Genomic DNA, 2,395 nt, shown 5'->3' with positions numbered 1-2,395 from the left:
GAAAAGGGACTGGAGCCGCCGCCCGGTCCACCGAAGAGCCGCGAAGGCGCTGTCGTCGTCGAGAGCCGAACGTAGGGTATCCAACGTGCTGTCGATGTGGGCAGGGAGTTCCCGGAGCAGCTCATCGAAAGCGGGGATCTTGCGCAGCGCAGGCATCATCGCGGCGACAGTGACCACGACGTCGGCGGTAGCGTCCTCGACGGCAGTCCCGTCTAGGGGCTGGGTTCCAAGGCGCGAGAGCGACTGTCGCATGTGTGGGATACGCCACGTGAACTGCGCGCGCTGCTCTGCCGGCAGGTGCTCGATCGCCCGTTCCCATATGTCGGGTGGGAACGCTAGCATGGTGGGTGCCGCGGCCATTACCCAAGGCTACGGCGCCCATGATCGCCGCACAAGTCGGCGCCAGTGGTCGCGGGCTCCCCATCTTACGATGCCCGTTGCGACTGGACTAGAGTGTGCCAGTTTGCAGCCTCATGGGACCACCTGAGGGGCTGGATTTGCAGCCTGAAGGGACCGGCGGATTTCCAGGGTCATGGGACCACCCCGTCAGGGGCATGTAGCTAGTGTGGGCGGATTGGGCGATTCGGCCGGAGGCTGTGACCGACGCGGCCCTAGCGCCGCACGCTGCGGGCGGTGCGGGCGTGCCTTCCGCTCGGGTAGCGCTCCAGATAGCGCTTGGCGGCTCTGCGAGCTTGCGCAGTGTTACCAGCATCTGCATGCGCCTCGATCTCACGCGCCAGCGCATCTTCTGCCAGCGGTCCCTCCGGCCACAGGGCACGCGCCTTGGCGAACGACGCGGCTGCTTCGCCCGGACGCTCCAAACCGTCCATGAGCACGCGGCCCAACGTGAAAGCAGCCAGGGCCGCCCGATGATCCTCGGGAAAGCGGGCGATCAGACGCCGCAGGGGTCGGAGCGCCTGGGCGGGGTGGCCACTGAGGCGTGCGACATCGGCAGCCAGCAGCAAGTCCGCGGGCTCGTCGCGGGGAGGAGCGCCGCTCTTGCGCTGCAGCTCACCGTAGGCCTTTCGGTACTCCCCGCTGCGGGCCAGCTCGCGCCAGTCGCCAGCGCGCCGGCGATCGGCCTGCTGGTTGCCGCCTTCTCGAGCAGCCGACGCCGACCACTCGGGCGGAAACACGCCTTCCTGGCCTGCCTTCAGGCTGCGCGAGCGGCCGTGCCAGCGCACCCTTACCCGGCCCTTGTGCACCTGTACCTGTGCGCCGAAAGGCAGACGCTGGACCGTAAAGCGGGTCCCAATGACCTCCACGCGCACGTCTCCCGCATCCACGGCAAAGACGCGGGAAGGATCGCGACGCACCGTGAACAGGGCGCTTCCGCCCAACAGTTGGGCCACGGTACCCGACGAGCCCCGGCGCGTCCGCATTGCGCTGTGGTCGTTCAGGAGAATCGCCTGCGAGCCGTCGCCGAAGCTGACCGTACGCTCGGATAACCGCGGCTCGTTGCTCGGCTCGGGGGGGGTTGCACGTGCGCTGTGCTGTGGAGCGCTGTGCTGTGGAGCGCTGTGCTGTGCAGGCGACACCACGACAAGCCCGTTATCGGGCTCGAGGAACCGGAGCCCGGTGGGGACGGCCAGCGCCAGCCCCAGGAGCACACCAGCGGCCCCCGTCATGCGACGCACGGCGCGACGGCGACGTCTTGCCAGGGCAGCCGCCGGCAGGCGTTCGGTCTGTTCGTCGGACCAGAAGGTCCGCACTTTCAGCTCGCCTCGCTCCAGCGCTCGTTCAAGCTCATTCATGGCAGCCCCCCCATGCACTCCCTGATCTGCCCGTGGGCTGCCGCGATCCGACGCTTGGCGGTAGCAAGCGAGCAATCGCACAGCTGGGCAATCCTGCCGAGGCTCTCGCCCTCCACGTAACGCAGCACCCAGGGAATCCGATGCTGCACAGCCAGGTTGTCGAGCACCGCATACAGCTCGCTGATCATCCGCTGCTCTTCCGGAGAGGCCCCGGGTTGCGCCAAGCGCTCGTAGCTGGGTTCGGCGGCCAGCTGGAACCAAGACCAGAAGCGCCGGCGACCGAGCTGCCTGCGTGACATGCGCACCGTGACCGTGGCCAGCCAGCCGCGCACCTCGGCGTGGCTCGTGCGGCGGCGCAGGCCGGTCGACGCGGCGGCAAACACCTCCTGCACCACGTCCTCCACCTCGGCCTCCCGGCCGAGCAGGCGCGAGGCTACCGACGCCACATAGGGGGCATAACGCCGGTACAGATTATCGAGCGTCAGGCTGGAGTCAGCCTCCACGTCGGCGCGTACCGTGTCCGCGTCTGGGGAAGGCCCCGAGGCTTCGACGGGTGCGCGCTCCGCTCCATCGCTGGTTACAAGCCTGAGCTTCGAGGTGCTTGGAGTTTGGGGGGAGGCCACGCCGCTCGCTCACTGCAG

3 protein-coding genes are annotated in these 2,395 nt (G+C 68.4%); all 3 read right to left on the bottom strand.

The window, feature by feature from the left end:
• Window positions 1-360, bottom strand: a 360-nt coding sequence (locus MJD61_11065) for a hypothetical protein (GenBank protein ID MCG8555809.1), incomplete at its 3' end; no start/stop codon positions are given.
• Window positions 361-611: 251 nt separating this feature from the next.
• Window positions 612-1,754 (bottom strand): FecR domain-containing protein, encoded by a 1,143-nt coding sequence (locus MJD61_11060; protein ID MCG8555808.1) that lies wholly within the window; start codon window positions 1,752-1,754, stop codon window positions 612-614.
• Window positions 1,751-2,377 carry a sigma-70 family RNA polymerase sigma factor gene (locus MJD61_11055; GenBank protein ID MCG8555807.1) on the bottom strand — a complete coding sequence of 209 codons (627 nt, stop codon included), beginning with the start codon at window positions 2,375-2,377 and terminating at the stop codon, window positions 1,751-1,753. Before MJD61_11055 ends, MJD61_11060 begins: the two co-directional genes overlap by 4 nt.
• Window positions 2,378-2,395: the final 18 nt, after the last annotated feature.

Source organism: Pseudomonadota bacterium (assembly GCA_022361155.1).
Classification (GTDB): Bacteria; Myxococcota_A; Polyangia; order Polyangiales; family JAKSBK01; genus JAKSBK01.
This window is presented reverse-complemented; position numbering and strand designations above follow the sequence as displayed.